Origin of the sequence: Janthinobacterium fluminis, from assembly GCF_028595325.1 — a bacterium.
Lineage (GTDB): Bacteria > Pseudomonadota > Gammaproteobacteria > Burkholderiales > Burkholderiaceae_D > Janthinobacterium > Janthinobacterium fluminis.
In genome coordinates this window covers 271,778-291,478 of the sequence record NZ_JAQQXR010000006.1, presented here as the reverse complement: position 1 = coordinate 291,478, position 19,701 = coordinate 271,778, and the positions used below count along the sequence as shown (strand labels likewise).

At 68.4% G+C, this 19,701-nt stretch carries 15 protein-coding genes; 5 read left to right on the top strand and 10 right to left on the bottom strand.

All coding sequences use genetic code 11. The annotated features are described in order from the left end of the window. Positions 1 to 19: 19 nt before the first annotated feature. The 4 genes from OIK44_RS17025 to OIK44_RS17010 all read right to left on the bottom strand — a co-directional run bounded on the left by OIK44_RS17025 (position 20) and on the right by OIK44_RS17010 (position 4,315). Positions 20 to 2,293, bottom strand: coding sequence for a RelA/SpoT family protein (locus OIK44_RS17025; RefSeq protein ID WP_273672369.1), 2,274 nt, complete (start codon positions 2,291 to 2,293; stop codon positions 20 to 22). A gap of 83 nt (positions 2,294 to 2,376) precedes the next feature. After that, a complete protein-coding gene (rpoZ, locus tag OIK44_RS17020) occupies positions 2,377 to 2,580 on the bottom strand; it encodes a DNA-directed RNA polymerase subunit omega (RefSeq protein WP_026172382.1) in 204 nt (67 codons plus the stop codon). Positions 2,581 to 2,631: 51 nt separating this feature from the next. Further along, positions 2,632 to 3,270: a guanylate kinase gene (gene gmk / locus OIK44_RS17015; RefSeq protein ID WP_273672366.1), complete on the bottom strand. Its 639-nt coding sequence runs from the start codon at positions 3,268 to 3,270 to the stop codon at positions 2,632 to 2,634. Between the two features lie 154 nt (positions 3,271 to 3,424). After that, entirely contained in the window at positions 3,425 to 4,315 is an 891-nt protein-coding gene (locus tag OIK44_RS17010; RefSeq protein WP_273672365.1) for a YicC/YloC family endoribonuclease, read from the bottom strand. Between the two features lie 88 nt (positions 4,316 to 4,403). Between OIK44_RS17010 and OIK44_RS17005 the strand changes: the two genes are divergently transcribed. From OIK44_RS17005 to hemW, 5 genes are all read left to right on the top strand, one after another. Next, positions 4,404 to 5,396, top strand: a complete 993-nt coding sequence (locus OIK44_RS17005; RefSeq protein WP_273672364.1) for a serine/threonine protein kinase — start codon at positions 4,404 to 4,406, stop codon at positions 5,394 to 5,396. Positions 5,397 to 5,422: 26 nt separating this feature from the next. Beyond that, the gene (locus tag OIK44_RS17000) at positions 5,423 to 6,361 is read left to right on the top strand and encodes a PP2C family protein-serine/threonine phosphatase (RefSeq protein WP_273672363.1); all 939 of its coding nucleotides are present in this window, start codon (positions 5,423 to 5,425) and stop codon (positions 6,359 to 6,361) included. 17 nt (positions 6,362 to 6,378) lie between these two features. Continuing rightward, entirely contained in the window at positions 6,379 to 7,113 is a 735-nt protein-coding gene (rph, locus tag OIK44_RS16995; protein WP_273672361.1) for a ribonuclease PH, read from the top strand. A gap of 167 nt (positions 7,114 to 7,280) precedes the next feature. Continuing rightward, a complete protein-coding gene (rdgB, locus tag OIK44_RS16990) occupies positions 7,281 to 7,865 on the top strand; it encodes an RdgB/HAM1 family non-canonical purine NTP pyrophosphatase (protein WP_273672359.1) in 585 nt (194 codons plus the stop codon). Next, positions 7,862 to 9,112, top strand: coding sequence for a radical SAM family heme chaperone HemW (hemW, locus tag OIK44_RS16985; RefSeq protein ID WP_273672357.1), 1,251 nt, complete (start codon positions 7,862 to 7,864; stop codon positions 9,110 to 9,112). The genes rdgB and hemW overlap by 4 nt, the downstream gene beginning before the upstream one ends. Before the next feature lie 7 nt (positions 9,113 to 9,119). Here the strand turns inward: hemW and OIK44_RS16980 are convergent, their stop codons facing one another. From OIK44_RS16980 to OIK44_RS16955, 6 genes are all read right to left on the bottom strand, one after another. Further along, positions 9,120 to 10,277, bottom strand: coding sequence for a tetratricopeptide repeat protein (locus OIK44_RS16980; protein ID WP_273672356.1), 1,158 nt, complete (start codon positions 10,275 to 10,277; stop codon positions 9,120 to 9,122). 152 nt (positions 10,278 to 10,429) lie between these two features. Next, entirely contained in the window at positions 10,430 to 12,112 is a 1,683-nt protein-coding gene (locus OIK44_RS16975; protein ID WP_273672355.1) for a methyl-accepting chemotaxis protein, read from the bottom strand. 197 nt (positions 12,113 to 12,309) lie between these two features. After that, complete coding sequence (locus OIK44_RS16970) at positions 12,310 to 14,001, bottom strand: methyl-accepting chemotaxis protein (RefSeq protein ID WP_273672353.1); 1,692 nt, start codon at positions 13,999 to 14,001, stop codon at positions 12,310 to 12,312. A gap of 114 nt (positions 14,002 to 14,115) precedes the next feature. Beyond that, entirely contained in the window at positions 14,116 to 15,081 is a 966-nt protein-coding gene (locus OIK44_RS16965; protein ID WP_273672352.1) for a carbon-nitrogen hydrolase family protein, read from the bottom strand. Between the two features lie 57 nt (positions 15,082 to 15,138). Continuing rightward, entirely contained in the window at positions 15,139 to 16,542 is a 1,404-nt protein-coding gene (locus OIK44_RS16960) for an efflux transporter outer membrane subunit (protein WP_273672350.1), read from the bottom strand. Then, complete coding sequence (locus OIK44_RS16955) at positions 16,535 to 19,684, bottom strand: efflux RND transporter permease subunit (protein WP_273672348.1); 3,150 nt, start codon at positions 19,682 to 19,684, stop codon at positions 16,535 to 16,537. The genes OIK44_RS16960 and OIK44_RS16955 overlap by 8 nt, the downstream gene beginning before the upstream one ends. Between the last annotated feature and the right edge of the window lie 17 nt (positions 19,685 to 19,701).

Here is a 19,701-nt window from a genome sequence, read left to right as displayed (position 1 = left end):
GTCTGTCCCCGGCTGTGCGCTAGCTGCGCTCGCGCAGGATGCGGTTGACGCCGGTGACGCGGCGCACGTTGCGCAGCAGCCCCGCCAGGTGCACGCGGTCCTTGACCTGGATCGTGAAACGCAGCTGGTGCAGCACGTGTTCCTTGTCCTCGTCCATGCCGACGTAGGTGATGTTGGCGTCCGATTCGCCGATTTCCGCGGCGACGCGCGCCAGGATGCCTTTTTCGTTGTTGATCAGCAGCTTGATGCGGCTGTCGAAGCGGCGGTTCAGCTCGACGCCCCATTTGACGGCGATCCAGCGGTCCGGCTCCTTGGCGCGCTGGCGCTTGGCCAGCGTGCAGTCGCCCGTGTGCACCAGCAAGCCCTGGTCGCGCCGCAATTGGCCGATGATCTGGTCGCCCGGGATCGGCAGGCAGCACGGCGCCAGTTGCACGGAGACGCCTTCGCTGCCGCAGATGGTCACCGGGTCCAGCTCGGCCGCGCTGTTGTGGTCGATCGGCGCGCTGGCCGATTCGCCGCCTATCAGGCCGAACAGGTGGCGCGCCACCAGGGCCGCCATGCGCTTGCCGATGCCGATGTCGGCGTACAGCTCGTCGAGCGATTTCGCGCTCGATTCGTTGAGCAGGCGCTCGACCAGGGCGGCCGGTAGTTCCGGCGCGATGCTCAGGTTGAGCAGGGCCTGGGCCAGCAGCTGCCGCCCCAGCACGATCGACTCCGGCAGGTTGATGGTGCGCAGGTGGTGGCGGATGGCCGAGCGGGCCTTGCCGGTGCGCACGAAGGACAGCCAGGTCGGGCTGGGCCGCGACGAGGTGTCGGTGACGATTTCGACGATGTCGCCGTTGCGCAGCTCCGTGCGCAGCGGCGCCGTCTCGTTGTTGATCTTCACCGACACCGTGTGGTCGCCGATGCCCGTGTGGATGGAGTAGGCGAAGTCGACCGCCGTGGCGCCGCGCGGCAGCGCGATGATCTTCGACTTCGGCGTGAACACGTAGACGGAGTCGGGGAACAGGTCGACCTTGACGTGTTCGAGGAACTCGGCCGAGTCGCCCGTCTGCTGCTGGATGTCGAGCAGCGACTGCAGCCAGGCGTGGGTGCGCTGCTGCAGGTCGGACAGGTTGGAGTCGCCGGTTTTGTAGAGCCAGTGCGCGGCCACGCCCGATTCGGCCGTGCGGTGCATGTCCTGGGTGCGGATCTGGAACTCGACGGGCGTGCCGTAGGGGCCGATCAGCGTCGTGTGCAGCGACTGGTAGCCGTTCAGCTTGCGGATGGCGATGTAGTCCTTGAACTTGCCCGGCATCGGCTTGTACAGGCTGTGCAGCGTGCCCAGCGCGACGTAGCAGTTGGGGAAGCTGTCGACGACGACGCGGAAGCCGTAGACGTCGAGCACCTGCGAGAACGACAGGCGTTTGCCGCGCATTTTCTTGTAGATGCCGTACAGCGTCTTTTCTCGGCCGTAGACCTCGGCCTCGATGTCGGCGATCGCCAGCGTGCTCTTGACCGATTCGAGGATTTTCTTGACCACCTCGCGGCGGTTGCCGCGCGCCGCCTTGACGGCCTTGGCCAGCGTGCGGTAGCGCAGCGGGTAGAGGTGCGAGAAGGACAGGTCCTGCAGCTCGCGGTAGATATTGTTCAGGCCGAGGCGGTGGGCGATCGGCACGTACACTTCCATCGTCTCGCTGGCGATGCGGCGCTTCTTGGCCGGCGCCATCACGTCGAGCGTGCGCATATTGTGCAGGCGGTCGGCCAGCTTGATGAGGATGACGCGCACGTCGCTGGCCATGGCCAGCAGCATCTTGCGGAAGTTTTCCGCCTGCGCCTCGATCTGGCTCTGGAACTCGATCTTTTCCAGCTTCGACAGGCCGTCGACGAGGCTGGCGACGGGGGCGCCGAAGCGCTCGATCAGCTCGTCCTTCTTGACGTCCTGGTCTTCCATGACGTCGTGCAGCAGCGCGGCCATGATGGCCTGGGCGTCGAGCTTCCAGTCGGCGCAGATTTCGGCGACGGCGATCGGGTGCGAGATGTACGGTTCGCCGGAGCGGCGCACCTGGCCCAGGTGCATTTCGTCGGAGAAACGGTAGGCTTCCTTGACCTTCTTCAGGTCGGACGGGCTGAGGTAGTCGGCCAGCTTGTCGGCCAGGTGGCTGACCGAGGCGACGCCGGCCGGCAGCACCGGCGGCATCGACGGCGCGGACGTGGCGAGGCCGGACGCGGACGCGCCCGGTGCTTTGGCCGCCGGGCGCGGGGCCAGGGCGGACGGTCCCGCTAACGTCGGATCGGCTGGGATCAGGTTCATAAAGCTGTGCGTTCCGTCGCAGTAGGATGAAAAGGGTACTGGAGAACCTGGCTCAGCACTGTTCGGGCACGCAGACTCCCCAATTACATGGGAACCTTTTTCAACATTTCGATGCCCACTTTGCCGGCGGCGATCTCGCGCAGCGCGACGACGGTCGGCTTGTCTTTCGCCTCAACCTTCGGGGTGTGGCCTTGCAGCAGTTGACGGGCGCGGTAGGTCGCCGCCAGCGTCAGTTGAAAGCGGTTCGGGATACTCTTGAGGCAATCTTCGATTGTGATACGGGCCATCTTAACTCCTAATAATGCGACAGATAATGCGACTGGTGGCGGTGCTCGTGCTTATTCAGCGTGGATGCCCAGTTGGGCGAAGAGCGATGCGTTGCGCGCCGCTTGTTGCGCAAACCGGCAACGGGTCGCGCCGACGATCGCGCTCAACTGCGACAAAGCGACCGTAAACTCTTCATTGATAATAACATACTCGAACTCGGGAGCGTGGGCGATTTCGCCGCCGGCCGCCAGCAGGCGCCGGGCGATCACGTGCTGGCTGTCCTGGCCGCGCTTGTTCAAGCGCTCTTCGAGGGCGTCGATCGAGGGCGGCAGAATGAAGATGCCCGCCGTGCGCGGAAACTGCTTGCGCACCTGGCGCGCGCCCTGCCAGTCGATTTCCAGCAGGATGTCGGTGCCGGCGGCCATTTCCCGCTCGACCAGGATGCGCGAGGTGCCGTAGTAATTGCCGTGGACCTCGGCCCATTCGAGGAATTCGCCGGCGGCGGCGCGGGCGACGAAGTCTTCGGCCGTCGTGAAATAGTATTCGCGGCCGTGCTCCTCGCCCGGGCGGGGCGGCCGCGTCGTCGTCGAGATCGACAGGCGGATGGCCGGCTCCTGCGCCAGCAGCGCGTTGACCAGCGTCGACTTGCCGGCGCCGGACGGGGCGACGACCATGAACAGGCTGCCGGAGAAGGCGGTGGTTTGGCTCATGCGGATATTCCTCAGCGAAAAAATGCGCGGCCGCGCCGCTTTGGCGTGGCCCAAAGGCGTATTTTACCAAAGAGCAACCCCAGCTGGGGACAGACCACGATTTCCGGGGCGGGAATGCCCGGGAAATCGTGGTCTGTCCCCAGGCCGGCGCGCCTTATTCGAGGTTTTGCACCTGTTCGCGCATCTGTTCGATCAGCAGCTTCAAGTCCATCGACGCGTCCGCCAACTCCTTGACGGAGGCTTTCGCGCCCAGCGTGTTGGCTTCGCGGTTCAGTTCCTGCATCATGAAGTCGAGGCGCTTGCCGACCTGGCCGCCCTTTTTCAGGATGTGGCGCGTCTCGGCCAGGTGGGCCGACAGGCGCGCCAGTTCTTCGGCGACGTCGATGCGGATGCCGTACAGGATCACTTCCTGGCGGATGCGCTCCATCGCGTCCTGGCGCGAGTTGGCCGTGTTCGAGCCCTGGCAAGCCATGCCGAGCGCGTCCTGCATGCGCTCGACGGCTTTTTGCTGGAAGGCGGCGACCACTTGCGGGATCAGCGGCGTGATGCGCTTGACGATGGCTTCCATCGCCTCGATGCGCGACACCAGCACGGCTTCGAGGGCGGCGCCCTCGCGGCGGCGGCTCTCGACGAAGGCCGTCACGGCGCGCGCGCCGAGCTGGCCGACGTCGGCCTGCAGCGATTCCTGGCCGACCTGGGCCTCCTCGATGACGCCGGGCCAGCGCAGCAGCTCGGCCACCGTCATCACGGGCGCGGCGGCGAAGTGCTGGGCGATTTCGCCCTGCATGCGCGCCAGTTCGGCCAGCAGCGCCGTGTTCAGCGCCTGCGTGCCGGCGCCGGCCGCCTTGCGCCCGAAGCTCAGGCGCACCTCGACCTTGCCGCGCGTGACGGCCGCCATGACGGCGGCGCGCAAATCCGGTTCGAGCGCGCGCAAATCGTCGTTGATGCGAAATTGCAGATCGAGAAAGCGCGAATTGACGCTCTTGATTTCAATTGTCAGTGTGCCTGCCGCGCTCTCGCTGGTGGCAACCGCGTAACCTGTCATGCTTGAAATGCTCAATGGAGTCCCCGATTTTATCTTTACAAAACAGTGATATGTCCACACAATCGTGCTGGTTGAGGCAAGGAATTCTATGGCTGCACAAAACAACGCCCCGCTGCCCGATGGCCTGGAAATTGCTGGATATCGCATTGTAAAGAAAATTGCGTCCGGCGGGTTCAGTATTGTATATCTGGCCGACGACGCCGACGGCGCCGCCGTGGCGATCAAGGAGTACTTGCCGAGCGCGCTGGCGCTGCGCCAGCCCGGGCAATTGGCGCCCGCCATCTCGAAAGCGAACCTGCCGGTGTTCCGCATCGGCCTGAAATGTTTTTTCGAGGAGGGCCGGGCGCTGGCGCGCATTTCCCACCAAAATGTTGTACGCGTGTTGAATTTTTTCCGCGCCAACGACACCGTGTACATGGTGATGGCCTATGAATCGGGCTATTCGCTGCAGGAGCACATCGCGCGCCAGCGCAAAAAAGGCGCCCAGCCGGGCGAGGCTTTCATCCGCCAGATCTTCCTGCAGGTGCTCAACGGCCTGCGCGAGGTGCACGCCAACGGCTTGCTGCACCTGGACCTGAAACCGGCCAACATCTATCTGCGCACGGACGGCACGCCGATGCTGCTCGACTTCGGCGCGGCGCGGCAGAGCTTCAACGGCGAGCTGCCCAAGCTGACGCCGATGTACACGCCCGGCTTCGCGCCGCCCGAGCTGTACGTCAAGGGCGCCGCGCTGGGGCCGTGGTCGGACCTCTACAGCATAGGCGCGTCGATGTTTGCCTGCATGGTGGGGTCGCCGCCGCAGCCGGCCGACCAGCGCAAGCGCGAGGACAAGATGGAGGGGCATTTCGCCCGCCTCGACGGCGCCTATTCGCCGGAGCTGGTGCAACTGGTGCGCGCCTGTCTGATGACGGAGGTGCTGGCGCGCCCGCAAAGCGTGTTCGCGCTGCAGAAGGCGCTGCAGGCGGCGCCGTCGGCGCCGGCCGCGCCGGCCGGCGCGTTGGGGCGCTGGTCGGCGCGGCTGCGCGGCCTGGCCGGCCGGCTGGGCGGGCGCGGCGGCGCCGGCAACACCGAACGGCCCTGAGGCCGCCATTCTTCGAGGGGGCAGCGATGCAATTCTCCGTGTACCAGGAAAGCCACATCGGCGGACGCAAGGTCAACCAGGACCGCATGGGTTACAGCTTCACGCGCGACGCGCTGCTGCTGGTGCTGGCCGACGGCATGGGCGGCCATTTGCACGGCGAGATCGCCGCCCAGCTCAGCCTGCAGGTGATTTCCCAGTGTTTCCAGCAGCAGGCCACGCCCTATGTCAGGAAGCCCGAGCGCTTCCTGGAGGAGAGTCTGCTGGAGGCGCACCACGCCATCCACCGCTACCGCGAGCAGCACGGCCTGGCCGAGACGCCGCGCACCACCATCGTCGCCTGCCTGCTGCAGCACAACACGGCCAGCTGGGCCCATTGCGGCGACTCGCGCCTGTACTGGTTGCGCGGCGGCCAGATCCTGGCGCGCACGCGCGACCACTCGCACGTCGAGGCGCTGATCGCCAAGGGGCTGGTGCCGGCGTCGGCGCGCGCCACCCACCCGGACCGCAACAAGCTGTACAACTGCCTGGGCGCGTCGGCGCTGCCGAAGATCGCGCTGTCGGGGCGCGCCAGCCTGCTGCCGGGCGACCAGATGTTATTATGCTCGGACGGATTGTGGTCGATGCTGTCCGACGAGGAACTGGCCGCGCGCATGCAGGCGCAGACGGTGGTGCGCGCGGTGCCCGACATGCTCGGCGCCGCGCTGGCCCTGGGCGGGCGCCACGGCGACAACGCGACGGCGCTGGCCATCATGTGGCAGGGCAGCGTCGTCACCGACGGCCTCGACAGCGTCGGCGCCGGCCTGATCTCGACGGCGGCGCTGCCCCAGGACCTGGTCGGCTCGACCATCCAGGGCATGGCCGCGCCGGCGCCGCACGAGGCCGACGCCTTCGACGACGCCGAAATCGAAAAAGCCATCGCCGAAATCCGCGGCGCGATAGAAAAATCATCCCAAGTACTTAAATAACCACCAGGAAAGCATCTATGTCATTTGAAACACGCCCGAGCGGCCGCGCCGTCGATGCGCTGCGCGCGATCCGCCTGAGCCGCCACTACACCAAGCACGCCGAGGGATCGGTGCTGATCGAATGCGGCGACACCAAGGTCATCTGCACCGCCAGCATCGAGGACAAGGTGCCGGGTTTTCTGAAGGGCAAGGGGCAGGGCTGGTTGACGGCCGAATACGGCATGCTGCCGCGCTCGACGCACACGCGCATGGACCGCGAGGCGGCGCGCGGCAAGCAGTCCGGCCGGACCCAGGAAATCCAGCGCCTGATCGGCCGCTCGCTGCGCGCCGCCTTCGACCTGGAAGCCTTCGGCGAGCGCACGCTGCACCTGGACTGCGACGTGATCCAGGCCGACGGCGGCACCCGCACGGCGGCGATCACGGGCGCGATGGTGGCCGCCTACGACGCCTTCGCGCAACTGGCGGCGCGCGGCGCGATCGCCGCCGTGCCGGTGAAAAGCTTCGTCGCGGCGATCTCGGTGGGGGTCTACCGCGGCATGCCGGTGCTCGACCTCGACTACGTGGAAGACTCCGGCTGCGACACCGACATGAACGTCGTCATGACCGAGGCCGGCCACTTCATCGAAGTGCAGGGCACGGCCGAGGGCGCCGCCTTCGACCGGGCCGGCATGAACCGCCTGCTCGACCTGGCCCAGGGCGGCATCGCCGACCTGATCAAGATGCAGAAAGACGCGCTCGGCCTGAGCGTATAAAATACCGGCCCCGGGGCAGACCCGAGGGGACCAGCCGGAGGGGGGCAGACCCCAGCCTAAGGGGACAGACCACGATTTCCGGGAAGCTTCCCCCGGAAATCGTGGTCTGTCCCCGTCGCCTCTGCCCTCGTCGCCTCCCCGCCGTGCGCCACTTTAACGATACCACCATGACCCAACAACTGATACTCGCCTCGAACAACGCCGGAAAATTGAAGGAATTCAACGAGCTGCTCGCCAGCGTCGGTTTCGCAGTCCACGCGCAGGGCGATTTCGGCGTGCCGGAGGCCGACGAGCCTTTCGCCACCTTCGTCGAAAACGCGCTGCACAAGGCGCGCCACGCGGCCCGCCTGACGGGCTTGCCGGCGCTGGCCGACGACTCCGGCGTCTGCGTCAACGCCCTCGGCGGCGCCCCCGGCGTGTATTCGGCGCGCTACGCCGGCGAGCCGAAGTCGGACGCCGCCAACAGCGCCAAGCTGGTCGCCGACCTGGCCGCGCACGCCGACAAATCGGCGTATTATTATTGCGTGCTGGTGTTCGTGCGCCACGCCGACGATCCCCAGCCGGTGATCGCCGACGGCCGCTGGAACGGCGAGATCGTCGCCGCGCCGCGCGGCCAGGGCGGTTTCGGCTACGACCCGCATTTCTGGCTGCCGGCGCTGGGCAAGTGCGCCGCCGAGCTGACGCCGGACGAGAAAAACGCGCTGTCGCACCGCGGCCAGGCCCTGCGCGCGCTAGTCGAGAAACTGCGATGATACCGATTAAGCTGGCCGGCGCCGCCGCCAAGCCGGGCGCGGCCGCGAGCGCCTCCGCGGCGGCCGGCAGCGCCCTCAAGTATTTGCAGCCGGGCGCGCTGAACCTGGCGGCGCTGCCGCCGCTGTCGCTGTACATCCATTTCCCTTGGTGCGTGAAGAAGTGCCCGTATTGCGACTTCAATTCGCACGAGGTGCGCGGCGGCTTCCCGGAGCAGGCTTATCTGGACGCTCTGCGGCTGGACCTGGAGATGGCGCTGCCGCTGATCTGGGGCCGCAAGATTTACACGATCTTCATCGGCGGCGGCACGCCCAGCCTGATGTCGGCGGCCGGCCTGGACCGCTTGATGTCGGACGTGCGCACGCTGCTGCCGCTCGACGGCGCCGCCGAGATCACGATGGAGGCCAATCCCGGCACCTTCGAGGCGGAGAAGTTCAAGTCCTACCGCGCCAGCGGCATCAACCGCCTGTCGATCGGCATCCAGAGCTTCAACGGCCGCCATTTGCAGGCGCTGGGGCGGATTCACGACGACGCCGAGGCGCGCCGCGCCGTCGAGATCGCGCACGCCAATTTCGACAATTTCAACCTCGACCTGATGTATGCGCTGCCGTCGCAGACGCTGCAGGAGGCGCGCCTGGACCTGGACACGGCGCTGTCGTTCGCGCCGCCGCACCTGTCGCTGTACCACCTGACGCTGGAGCCGAACACGCTGTTCGCCAAGTATCCGCCGGCGGTGCCGGACGACGACGCCAGCGCCGACATGCAGGACATGATCGCCGACGTGACGAAGGCGGCCGGTTTCGGCCAGTACGAGGTGTCGGCCTACGCCCAGCCGGGCCGGCGCGCGCGCCACAACCTGAATTACTGGGAGTTCGGCGACTACCTCGGCATCGGCGCCGGCGCGCACTCGAAGATATCCTTCCCGCACCGGGTGCTGCGCCAGGCCCGCTACAAGCAGCCGAAGGCGTATCTGGACGCCGTCCGCAACGGCAATCCGGTGCAGGAGGAGGGCGAGATCGGGCGCGACGACATGGGTTTCGAGTTCATGCTCAACACGCTGCGCCTGACGGGCGGCTTCTCGGCCAATTTGTTCGCCGAGCGCACCGGCCTGGGCATCAACGCGATCGAGAAGACGCTCAACGCGGCCGAGGCGAAGGGCTTGCTGTACCGCGACCACCTGCTCATCCGGCCGACCGAACTGGGCCAGCGCTTCCTCAACGACCTGCAGCAGATGTTCCTGGGCGCCTGAGGCGGCGTCAGCGCGGCGCCAGCGACTTCAGGCGGTCGAGTTTTGCCGCGTACAGTTGCCGGTCGCGCGAGCTGGTGCTTTCGTCGAGCGCCAGGCCCAGCTGGCGTTCGGCGCGCGCCGTGTCGCCCAGGCGCAGGTAGGCCTGGGCCAGCCAGAAGTGGAATTCGTGGTAATACGGGTCGCGTTCCAGTTCTTTGGAAAACAGCGCGGCGGCCTGCTGGAAATCGCCGTGCCGCATCGCCGCCAGCCCCCGGTTGAAATAGTCGAAAGGCGGGTGCGGCAGCAGTTGCGCCAGCCTGTGGCGCAGCGTTGCCGCCTCGGCGTCGCGCCCCAGCAGCGTCAGCGTCTGCGCCAGATTGTCCATGACACGGGTGTCCGCCGGCGCCTGTTCGAGCGCCAGGGCGAAGTTGCGCCGCGCCGGTTCGAGGTTGCCGTGGCGGCGCAAGGTCACGCCCAGCGTGTTGTAGCTGGCCGTGAAGCCGGGCTGCGCCCTGATGGCCGCGCTGGCCCACCAGTAGGCGTCGTCGAGCCGGTCCTGCGCCAGAGCCTCGGCGGCCCGGTTGTTCATATACATGGCGACGACGGTGGCCTCGCTGATCTGCGCGGTGCGGTCGCCGCTGGTCTGCTCGGGCGGCTGGAAGTCTATCGTCATGTCGGTGCTGGAATCGTAGCCGATCAGTGCGTCGGTACGTTTTTTGCCCAGCACCAGGTTGACGTGGCCGCTGACAAAGTACAAGTCGCCGCTGCGGCTCCAGCTTTCCTCCGCCAGCACGCTCTGATACTGCACCGACAAGCCCATTTCCTTGGCCATCGCGGCCGTCATGATCACCAGCGACAGGCAATTGCCGGCGCGCGCGGCGAAGGTCTGGCTGGCGTTGCGGGTGGCGGCGGCGTCGTATTCGAGTTTCAGCTGGCCTTTGCTGTAGAGCGCGTCGAACAAGGCCCGGCGCGGCGGCTTGTGGCGCAGCTGGCTGGCGATTTCCGTGCGCAGGTAAAGCCGCATCGGCTCGCTCACGGCGAAGATCGCGTCGGCGTCGACGGCTTCGGATGGCGGGGCGAACAGGGCGTCGGCGAACAGCTCGGCGGGCGGGGGCGGCGCCGGCGGCGTCGTTGCGCAGGCGCCCAGCAGGGCGCACAGCAGCGTCAAGATGGCCCAGTGTTTCATGTGGCGTCTCCTTCAGCGCGTGCGGGAGGGGGAGGCGCGCCGTCGGTCCAGTATCCCAGCCTTGGCCGGCGCTGTCAAACGGCCGGGGACAGACCACGATTTTTCAAGAAATTATTTCTCGAAAATCGTGGTCTGTCCCCAGCGGGAGCTGCTTAGAACTCGGCCCACTCTCCGTCGGTGGAGGCGGGTGCCGGCTTGCGCAGCGCCAGGCGCGGCGCGGCGGCCGGCTTGGCCGCCACCGGGGCGCGCGCCGCTGCTGGCGCGGCGGCCGGCGCCGGGCGCGCGGCGTCGCCGAGCTTGAAGCCGGCGGCCACGTGGGCCAGGTTGGCGGCCTGTTCCTGCATGCTGTCGGCGGCGGCCGCCGCCTCTTCGACCAGGGCCGCGTTCTGCTGCGTGACCTGGTCCATTTGCGCAATCGCCTGGTTGACCTGGTCGATGCCGGCGCTCTGCTCCTGGCTGGCGGAGCTGATCTCGCCCATGATGTCGGTGACGCGGGCGACGCTGGCGACGACTTCGCCCATCGTCGCGCCGGCCTGCTGCACCAGGCGGGTGCCGTTGTTGACCTGTTCGACCGAGTGGCCGATCAACTCCTTGATTTCCTTGGCCGCGCCGGCCGAGCGCTGGGCCAGGTTGCGCACTTCCGAGGCGACCACGGCGAAGCCGCGGCCCTGCTCGCCGGCGCGGGCCGCCTCGACGGCCGCGTTCAGGGCCAGGATGTTGGTCTGGAAGGCGATGCCGTCGATGACGCCGATGATGTCGACGATTTTCTTCGCCGACGCGTCGATCGAGCCCATCGTCTCGACCACCTGGCCGACGATGTCGCCGCCGCGCGCGGCCACGTCCGAGGCGGCCACGGCCAGCTGGTTCGCCTGCCTGGCGTTGTCGGCGTTCTGCTTGACGGTCGAGGTCAGTTCTTCCATCGACGAGGCGGTTTCCTCCAGCGAGCTGGCCTGTTCCTCGGTGCGCGAGGACAGGTCCAGATTGCCGGCGGCGATCTGGCTGGACGCCGTGGCGATCGCGTGGGTGCCGGTCTGCACTTCCGAGACGACGCTGCGCAGGGAATCGTTCATGCCCTTCAGCGCCCGCATCAGCGCGCCGATTTCATCGCGCGTGGCCGGGCCGAAGGTGGTGGTCAGGTCGCCGTCGGCGACGGTGGCGGCGACCTTGACGGCCGCCTGCAGCGGCACGGTGATGCTGCGCGAGATCAGGTAGGCGCACAGGCTGCCCAGCGCGACGACCAGCACGCTCAGACCCAGCAGCAGGCCGAAGCTGCGCGCGTTGGCCGCGTCGATGGCGCGGGCCGTGGCGTCGATGGCCTTGCGCTGCTGCGACAGCAGGTCGAGCACCTTGGCGCGGTAGCCGTCGGCCGCGGCCAGGTAGCGCTCCTTGAACAGGCGCTCGGCGCCGGCGGCGTCGCCGGCCTTTTTCGCGTCCATGACCTGGTTCTTGGCTTCCTGGTACTGGCCGCGCACGGTCATGGCGGCCTGGAACACGGCTTTCTCATCGTCGGCGACCAGCATGCCTTCGACTTGCTGCAGCAGGGCCGTGCCTTTCTTGGTGCCGTCGGCGATCTCCGCCGCGAAAGTGCTCGACAGCGCCTCGTCGCTGCTCTTGGCGATCAGCGTGGTGCGCTCGATGGCCGAGTAGATCAGCAGGTACAGGTCGGCGACCAGGCGTTCCTTGGCCAGCGGCTGTTCCATCATCAGTTTGGTGGCCTGGGCGTTGTTTCTGGCGCTCAGCAGGGCGAAGGAGGTCGAGACGATCGACAGCAGCAGCACGACGGCAAAGCCGACGGCGAGGCGCGAGCCGATACTAATATTGGAGAGGGATTTCATGGGGATCCGGTGGTAATGTGGGTGGTAAATTTCTTCAAGGCAATATTATGCCTAGATTTTAAGCAGGGAGTTGTGAGCAATTGTAACGATGGCCGGCGGAGTGTTGGTTGCTCCGCCGGCCCGTGGCGTGATGGTGTACGGCAAATGCCGCGCCGATTCGGCGGCAGGGGGGCTGATTCCGGCTTGCTGTCGGCGTCTTAGAATTCTTCCCAGTCGCGCTCGCCGGCGCCGGCGGCGGGCGCCTTGCGCGCGGCCACGCGGGCCGCCGCGGGCGCTTTGGCGCGCGGCGGCGGGCGCGGCGCCGCGGCGCGCTTCACGGGCGGCGCCGGCGGCCGGGCCTGGTCGTCGAGCTTGAAGCCGGCGGCCACGTGGGCCAGGTTGGCGGCCTGCTCCTGCATGCTCTCGGCGGCCGCCGCGGCCTGTTCGACCAGGGCCGCGTTCTGCTGCGTGACCTGGTCCATCTGCGTGATTGCCTGGTTGACCTGGTCGATGCCGATGCTCTGCTCCTGGCTGGCGGAGGTGATTTCGCCCATGATGTCGGTGACCCGGCGCACGCTGGCGACGACGTCGCCCATCGTCGTGCCGGCCTGCTGCACCAGGCGGGTGCCGTTGTTGACCTGCTCGACCGAGTGGCCGATTAACTCCTTGATTTCCTTGGCCGCGCCGGCCGAGCGCTGCGCCAGGTTGCGCACTTCCGAGGCGACGACGGCGAAGCCGCGGCCCTGCTCGCCGGCGCGGGCCGCCTCGACGGCCGCGTTCAGGGCCAGGATATTGGTCTGGAAGGCGATGCCGTCGATGACGCCGATGATGTCGACGATTTTCTTCGCCGACGCGTCGATCGAGCCCATCGTCTCGACCACCTGGCCGACGATGTCGCCGCCGCGCGCGGCCACGTCCGAGGCGGCCACGGCCAGCTGGTTCGCCTGCCTGGCGTTGTCGGCGTTCTGCTTGACGGTCGAGGTCAGCTCCTCCATCGACGAGGCGGTTTCCTCCAGCGAGCTGGCCTGCTCCTCGGTGCGCGAGGACAGGTCCAGATTGCCCGAGGCGATCTGGCTGGACGCCGTGGCGATCGCGTGGGTGCCGGTCTGCACCTCGGACACCACCTTGCACAGGGAATCGTTCATGCCCTTCAGCGCCCGCATCAGGTCGCCGATTTCGTCGCGCGACGGCGCCGTGAAGACGGTGCGCAGGTCGCCGTCGGCGACGGTGGCGGCGACCTTGACGGCCGCCTGCAGCGGCACGGTGATGCTGCGCGAAATGACGAAGGCGCACAGGCTGCCCAGCGCGACCAGCAGCACGGCCAGCACGATCATCAGGTTGAAGCTGCGCGCGTTGGCCGCGTCGATGGCGCGGGCGGTGTCGTCGATGGCCTTGCGCTGCTGCGACAGCAGCGCCAGCACCTGGCCCTGGTAGGCTTCGGCGGACGGCATGAACACCTCTTTGTAGAGCCGCTCGGCCTCGGCCGCGTTGCCGGCCTTTTTCGCCTCCATCACCTTGTTCTTGGCGTCCTGGTATTTGACGCGGGTATCGAGCGAGGTCTGGTAGATGGCTTTTTCGGCCTCGCTCGCGAGCAGGCCGTTGATCTGTTCGAGCAGGGCGGAGCCCTTCTTGGTGCTGGCGGCGATGGTGTCGGCGAAGGTCGTCGACAGCGTGTCGTCGCTGCTGCGCGCGATCATCGAGGTGCGCGCCACCGCCGAGTAGATCAGCACATACCAGTCGGAGACGATGCGCTCCTTGGCCAGCGGCTTTTCCATCATCTGCCGGGTGGCCTCGGCGTTGCCGCGGGCGCTGACCAGCGCGTAGCCGGTGGTGAGGATGGAGAGGATCAGGACGATGGCAAAGCCGATTGCCAGACGGGATGCGATACGGATATTTGATAAGGCACTCATGGGCTGTATCCAATCACGGCGGGGTTTGAATTACCTGCGCGTAACAGTATGCGCCCATCGGCAAGCATGCCCGGCGCTTTTTTTGCGCCTTGTCGCGCCGCCGCCATGCGGCGCTTACTCCTCGAATGTGGCGACGCCCTGGCGGCGCCGGTCCACCACCAGCCGCGTCACGTCAGGGCGCGCGTAGTGGCCGGCCTGGTCCAGGTTCTGCCGCTCGCGGCGCACGGCGGCGCGGTCCAGCGTCGCCACCAGCAGGCACTCGTCGCCGACGGCCGGCGCGATCAGCCATGTGCCGTCCGGCGCGGCGATGCAGGAGCCGCCGTTGGCCAGCACCTCGGGGCATTGCGCCAGGATCAGGTCCAGGTGCGGCGTGTCGGCCGGGAAGTCCTCGCGCCGCATCAGCGCCGACACCGAGATCGTGTAGCCGCGCCCCTCCTTGGCAATGAAGCGGGTGATGTCCTCGGTGTTGCGCAGATTGCCGGGCCACAGCGCCACGTGCAAATCCTCGCCCTGCGCGTACAGGGCCGCGCGCGACAGCGGCATCCAGTTTTCGTAGCAGTTCAGGCCGCCGACGGTGAAGGCGCCGAGGCGGTGCACGCGCAGGCCGTGGCCGTCGCCCTGGGCCCAGGTCAGGCGCTCTTCGTAGGTCGGCATCAGCTTGCGGTGCACCGAGCCGATCGCGCCGTCCGCGCCGATGTAGACGCGCGAGCAGTAGATGCTGTAGCCGCCGCGGTCCCGCGGGCGCTCTATGCAGCCGAGCATGACGGCGACGCCGTGCCGGGCCGCCGCCGCGCACACGGCGTCGAGGTCGCCCGCCTCGATCTGCACGGCCTGCTCGACGTAGTGGGCGTGGATTTCCTTCTGCACCTGGGAGTTGAAGCGGGCGCCGTCGGTCAGCTCGATCCAGAACGGATAGCCGGGCAGCAGCGCCTCGCCGAAGACGACGAAGCGGCAGCGCTGTTCGGCGGCGCGGCCGATGTAGTCGACGATCTTGGCCAGCGTCGCGTCGCGGTTTAGCCAGACGGGCGCGATCTGCGCCAGGCCGACGGTGAGCAAATCGGGGTTGGTGGTGGACTGCATACATCTCCTTGTGGGAACGTCAGGGTTGATAAAGGTGGTTGCGCGCGGGCCGGGCGCTTATTGCCAGCCTCCGCCGAGGGCGCGGTACAGGTCGACGGCGCTGGTGGTGCGCAGCAGCCGCGCCTGCACCAGCGCCTGCTCGGCGCCGAACAGTTCGCGCTGGGCGTCGAGCACGTCGAGCGCGCTGGCGACGCCGTTGTCGAAGCGCAGTTGCAGCAGCGCCAGGCGCTCGGCCTGGGCCGCGCGCGCGGCCAGTTGCGCCGCCACCTGCTCGCCCAGGTAGGTGCGCGCCGCCAGCGCGTCAGCCACTTCGCGGAACGCCACCTGGATGGTCTTCTCGTAGTCGGCCACGGCCAGGTGCCGGCGCGTTTCGCTCAGGCTCAGGTTGGCGCGGTTGCGGCCGCCGTCGAAGACCGCTTGCTGCAGCTGCGGCGTGAACGACCAGTTGCCCGAGCCGCTGTCGAACAGGCCGGACAGCGCGGCGCTGGCGCTGCCCAGCGCCGCCGTCAGGCTCAGGCGCGGGAAGAAGGCGGCGCGCGCCGCGCCGATGTTGGCGTTGGCCGCCTTCAGCCGCAGTTCGGCGGCGCGGATGTCGGGCCGGCGCGCCAGCAGCTCGGACGGCAGGCCGGCCGGCAGCGCGCTCATGGCGTCGAGCGCGGCGTCGTCCGGCCCGGCGCCGGCCGGCGGCGCGGCCGGCGCCTGGCCGACCAGCAGGGTCAGGGCGTTTTCCGCCTGCGCCCGCTGGCGCGCCAGCGTCAGCGCCGCCACGCGCGCGCTCTGGTACAGGGTTTCGTTTTGGCGCAGGTCGAGGCGCGACGCCGCGCCCGCGTCGAGGCGCTGCCGGGTCAGCTCGAAGGTGCGCTGGCGCCCCGCCAGCGTCTGCGCCGCCAGCGCGTACTGTTCGGCCAGCGCGCGTTCGCTGAACCAGGCTTTCGCCGTTTCGGCGACGACGCCGATCTGCGCCGCCTGGCGCGCCTCGTCGCTGGCCAGGTACAGCGCCAGCGCCGCCTCGCCCAGGCTGCGCACCCGGCCCAGGTAGTCCAGCTCGAAAGCCGCCATGCTCAGGCCGGCGTCGAAGCGCTCGCCGACGCCGGCGCGGCCGCTTTGATTGAGCGCGGCCGGCGTGCGCGTGCGCGCCGCGCCCAGGCTGGCGTTCAGCGCCGGCAGGCGCTCGGCCGACTGCAGCGTGTACTGGGCGCGCGCCTCCTCGATGCGCAGCGCCGCCGCGCGCAGGTCGCGGTTGTGCCGCAGCGCCGCCGCGATCACTTGCTGCAGGCGCGGCTCGCTGAAGAAGCTGCGCCAGGCCGTGTCGGCGGCGGCCGGGCCGGCGCCGTCCGGGCCGGCCGCCGGGTAGGCCGGCGCCACCGGCGCCTCGGGGCGCTGATAGGCCGGCGCCAGCGAGCAGCCGGCCAGGGCGCCGGCCAGCAGCAGTGTGCCCAGGCGGGTGTCCGGTTTAGTCATGTTGGCTCCCCGCCGGCAGGTCCAGCTGGTGGGCGGCGAGGCGGCGCTGGCGCTCGCTGCCCTTGAATAGCGTGCGCACGACGACGAAGAACACCGGCACCAGGAACACGGCCAGCACGGTGGCCGTGATCATGCCGCCCATGACGCCGGTGCCGATGGCGCGCTGGCTGGCCGAGCCGGCGCCGCTGGCCACGACCAGCGGCAGCACGCCGAGGATGAAGGCCAGCGAGGTCATGATGATGGGCCGGAAGCGCAGGTGCACCGCCTCCAGCGTGGCTTCGACCAGGCCCTTGCCCTGGGCCTGCAAGTCCTTGGCGAACTCGATGATCAGGATCGCGTTCTTCGCCGACAGGCCGATGATGGCGATCAGGCCGACCTTGAAGTAGACGTCGTTGGGCAGGCCGCGGAAGGTGGCGCCGAGCAGGGCGCCGAGTATCCCCAGCGGCACCACCAGCAGCACGGCGACGGGGATCGATTCGCTCTCGTACAGGGCGGCCAGCACGAGGAAGGCGGCCAGCAGCGACAGCGCGAACAGCGCCGGCGCCTGCGAGCCCGAGGTTTTCTCCTCCAGCGACTGGCCGGTCCATTCGATGCCGAAGCCGGGCGGCAGTTGCGCCGCCAGGCGCTCCAGCTCGGCCATCGCCTCGCCGGTGCTGCGGCCCGGCGCGGCGTCGCCCGACAGCTTGATGGCCGGGTAGCCGTTGTAGCGCACCAGTTGCACGGGGCCGACGATCCAGCGCGTCTGCGTGAACGAGGCGAACGGCACCATGTTGCCGGCGGCGCTGCGCACGTTCAGCTTGAGGATGTCTTCCGGCTGCAGGCGCTGCGGCGCGTCGGCCTGGAGGACGACGCGCTGCTGCCGCCCGGCGCTGGGGAAGTCGTTGACATAGGACGAGCCGAGCGCGTTCGACAGCATGCTGTTGATGTCGGCGAAGGCCACGCCCAGCGCGTTGGCCTTGTCGCGGTCGATTTCCAGGCGCAGCTGCGGCGCGTCCTCCAGCCCCTCGGGGCGCACGCCGCGCAGTATCGCGCTCTTGCCGGCCATGCCGAGCAGCTCGTCGCGGGCGGCCAGCAGCGCCGCGTGGCCCTGGCCGCTGCGGTCCTGCAGCCGCGCCGTGATGCCGGTGGCGTTGCCCAGCTCGCGGATCGGCGGCGGGCTGAGCGGATAGATGACGGCGTCGGCGATGCCCGACAGGGCGCCGAAGGCGCGCCCGGCGATGGCCGTGACCGACTGCTCGGGGCCGCGTTCGCTCCAATCCTTCAGCGGCACGAACACCAGGCCGGCGTTCTGGCCGTTGCCGGAAAAGCTGAAGCCGGCCACGCTGATGGTGCGCGCCACGCCGGGCTGCTTCTTGAAGTAGGCCTCGACCTTGTCGAGCGCCGCCAGCGTGCGGCTGGTCGAGGCGCCGGCCGGCAGCTGCACGTTGGTCAGCAGGTAGCCCTGGTCCTCGTTGGGCAGGAAGGACGAGGGCAGGCGCTGGTACAGCCAGGCGACGCAGGCGAGGATCAGCGCGAAGACGGCCAGGTAGCGGCCGGTGCGCTTGAGCATCCTGGCGATGACGCCCTGGTAGGCGTTGGCGGTGCGCTGGAAGCGCCGGTTGAACCAGCCGAAGAAGCCGCGCTTGCCGTGGTGGCCGGCGGCCACCGGCTTCAGGATGGTGGCGCACAGCGCCGGCGTCAGCGTCAGCGCCATCAGCGCCGAGAAGACCATCGCCGACACCATCGCCAGCGAGAACTGGCGGTAGATGGCGCCGACCGCGCCGCCGAAGAAGGCCATCGGGATGAACACGGCGATCAGCACCAGCGTGATGCCGATGATCGCGCCGGTGATCTGCGACATCGCCTTGCGCGTCGCCTCGCGCGGCGCCAGCCCCTCCTCGCTCATGATGCGCTCGACGTTCTCGACGACGACGATGGCGTCGTCGACCAGGATGCCGATCGCCAGCACCATGCCGAACATGGTCAGCACGTTGATCGAAAAGCCGAACACCTGCATCGCGGCGAAGGTGCCCATCAGCGCCACCGGCACGACGATGGTCGGGATCAGCGTGTAGCGGAAGTTTTGCAGGAACAGGTACATCACCAGGAACACCAGCAGCACCGCCTCGAACAGGGTCTTGACCACCTCCTCGATGGAGATGCGCACGAAGGTCGAGGTGTCGTAGGGGATCGTGTACTTGACGCCGGGCGGGAAGTATTTGGCCAGCTCCTCCATCTTCGCCTTGACGGCGTCGGCCGTGGCCAGCGCGTTGCCGGTCAGCGACAGCTGCACGGCGACGGCGGCGAAGGGCTGGCCGTTCAGGCGCGCGCTGGTGCCGTAGTTCTGGCCGCCCAGCTCGATGCGGGCGACGTCGCGCAGGCGCGCCACCGAGCCGTTCGGATTGGCCCGCAGCACCACCTTGCCGAACTCCTCGGGCGAGGCCAGCTGGCCGCTGACGACGACGGGCGCCGAATAGCGCTGCTGCGCCGGGCTGGGCAAATCGCCCAGCGTGCCCGAGCTCACCTGGGCGTTCTGCGCGCGGATCGCGGCGGCGACGTCGGCCATCGTCAGCTTCAGCCCGACCAGCCTGGCCGGGTCGATCCAGACGCGCATCGCCCGCTCGGTGCCGAACAGCTGCGCCTGGCCGACGCCGGGCAGGCGCTTGATCTCGTTGACGACGTTGCGCGCCATGTAGTCGCCCAGCGCCGTCGGGTCCAGCTTGCCGTCGGTCGACGACAGGCCGACGAACATCAGGATGTTGCTGCGCGCCTTGTTCACCTGCACGCCCTGCTGCGCCACCGCCTGCGGCAGGCGCGCCTCGATGCGCTTGATGCGGTTCTGCACGTCGACGGCGGCCAGGTCAGGGTTGACGTTGGGCTGGAAGGTGACGGTGATCGTCACCTGGCCGTTGGCCTCGCTCTGCGACTCGACGTACTGCAGGCCGTCGGCGCCGTTCATCTCCTGCTCGATGACGCTGGTGACGGCGTCGTCGAGCACCTGCGCGGTGGCGCCCGGATAGCTGGCCGTGACGACAATGGACGGCGGCGCGATGGTCGGGTACTGGGCCACCGGCAGGACGGTGATCGCCAGCGCGCCGCCGAGCAGGATGAACAGCGCGATCACCCAGGCGAAGACGGGGCGGTCGATGAAGAACTTGGCCATCTTGACTCCCTGTGGTG

Excerpts from the sequence above, each read along its gene's own strand:
- rdgB (WP_273672359.1), top strand. The coding sequence starts at position 7,281 with ATGACCCAACAACTGATACTCGCCTCGAACAACGCCGGAAAATTGAAG.
- rph (WP_273672361.1), top strand. The coding sequence starts at position 6,379 with ATGTCATTTGAAACACGCCCGAGCGGCCGCGCCGTCGATGCGCTGCGC.
- OIK44_RS16970 (WP_273672353.1), bottom strand. The coding sequence starts at position 14,001 with ATGAGTGCCTTATCAAATATCCGTATCGCATCCCGTCTGGCAATCGGC.
- hemW (WP_273672357.1), top strand. The coding sequence starts at position 7,862 with ATGATACCGATTAAGCTGGCCGGCGCCGCCGCCAAGCCGGGCGCGGCC.
- OIK44_RS16975 (WP_273672355.1), bottom strand. The coding sequence starts at position 12,112 with ATGAAATCCCTCTCCAATATTAGTATCGGCTCGCGCCTCGCCGTCGGC.
- OIK44_RS17005 (WP_273672364.1), top strand. The coding sequence starts at position 4,404 with ATGGCTGCACAAAACAACGCCCCGCTGCCCGATGGCCTGGAAATTGCT.
- OIK44_RS16980 (WP_273672356.1), bottom strand. The coding sequence starts at position 10,277 with ATGAAACACTGGGCCATCTTGACGCTGCTGTGCGCCCTGCTGGGCGCC.
- OIK44_RS16955 (WP_273672348.1), bottom strand. The coding sequence starts at position 19,684 with ATGGCCAAGTTCTTCATCGACCGCCCCGTCTTCGCCTGGGTGATCGCG.
- OIK44_RS17000 (WP_273672363.1), top strand. The coding sequence starts at position 5,423 with ATGCAATTCTCCGTGTACCAGGAAAGCCACATCGGCGGACGCAAGGTC.
- gmk (WP_273672366.1), bottom strand. The coding sequence starts at position 3,270 with ATGAGCCAAACCACCGCCTTCTCCGGCAGCCTGTTCATGGTCGTCGCC.
- OIK44_RS16960 (WP_273672350.1), bottom strand. The coding sequence starts at position 16,542 with ATGACTAAACCGGACACCCGCCTGGGCACACTGCTGCTGGCCGGCGCC.
- OIK44_RS16965 (WP_273672352.1), bottom strand. The coding sequence starts at position 15,081 with ATGCAGTCCACCACCAACCCCGATTTGCTCACCGTCGGCCTGGCGCAG.
- rpoZ (WP_026172382.1), bottom strand. The coding sequence starts at position 2,580 with ATGGCCCGTATCACAATCGAAGATTGCCTCAAGAGTATCCCGAACCGC.
- OIK44_RS17025 (WP_273672369.1), bottom strand. The coding sequence starts at position 2,293 with ATGAACCTGATCCCAGCCGATCCGACGTTAGCGGGACCGTCCGCCCTG.
- OIK44_RS17010 (WP_273672365.1), bottom strand. The coding sequence starts at position 4,315 with ATGACAGGTTACGCGGTTGCCACCAGCGAGAGCGCGGCAGGCACACTG.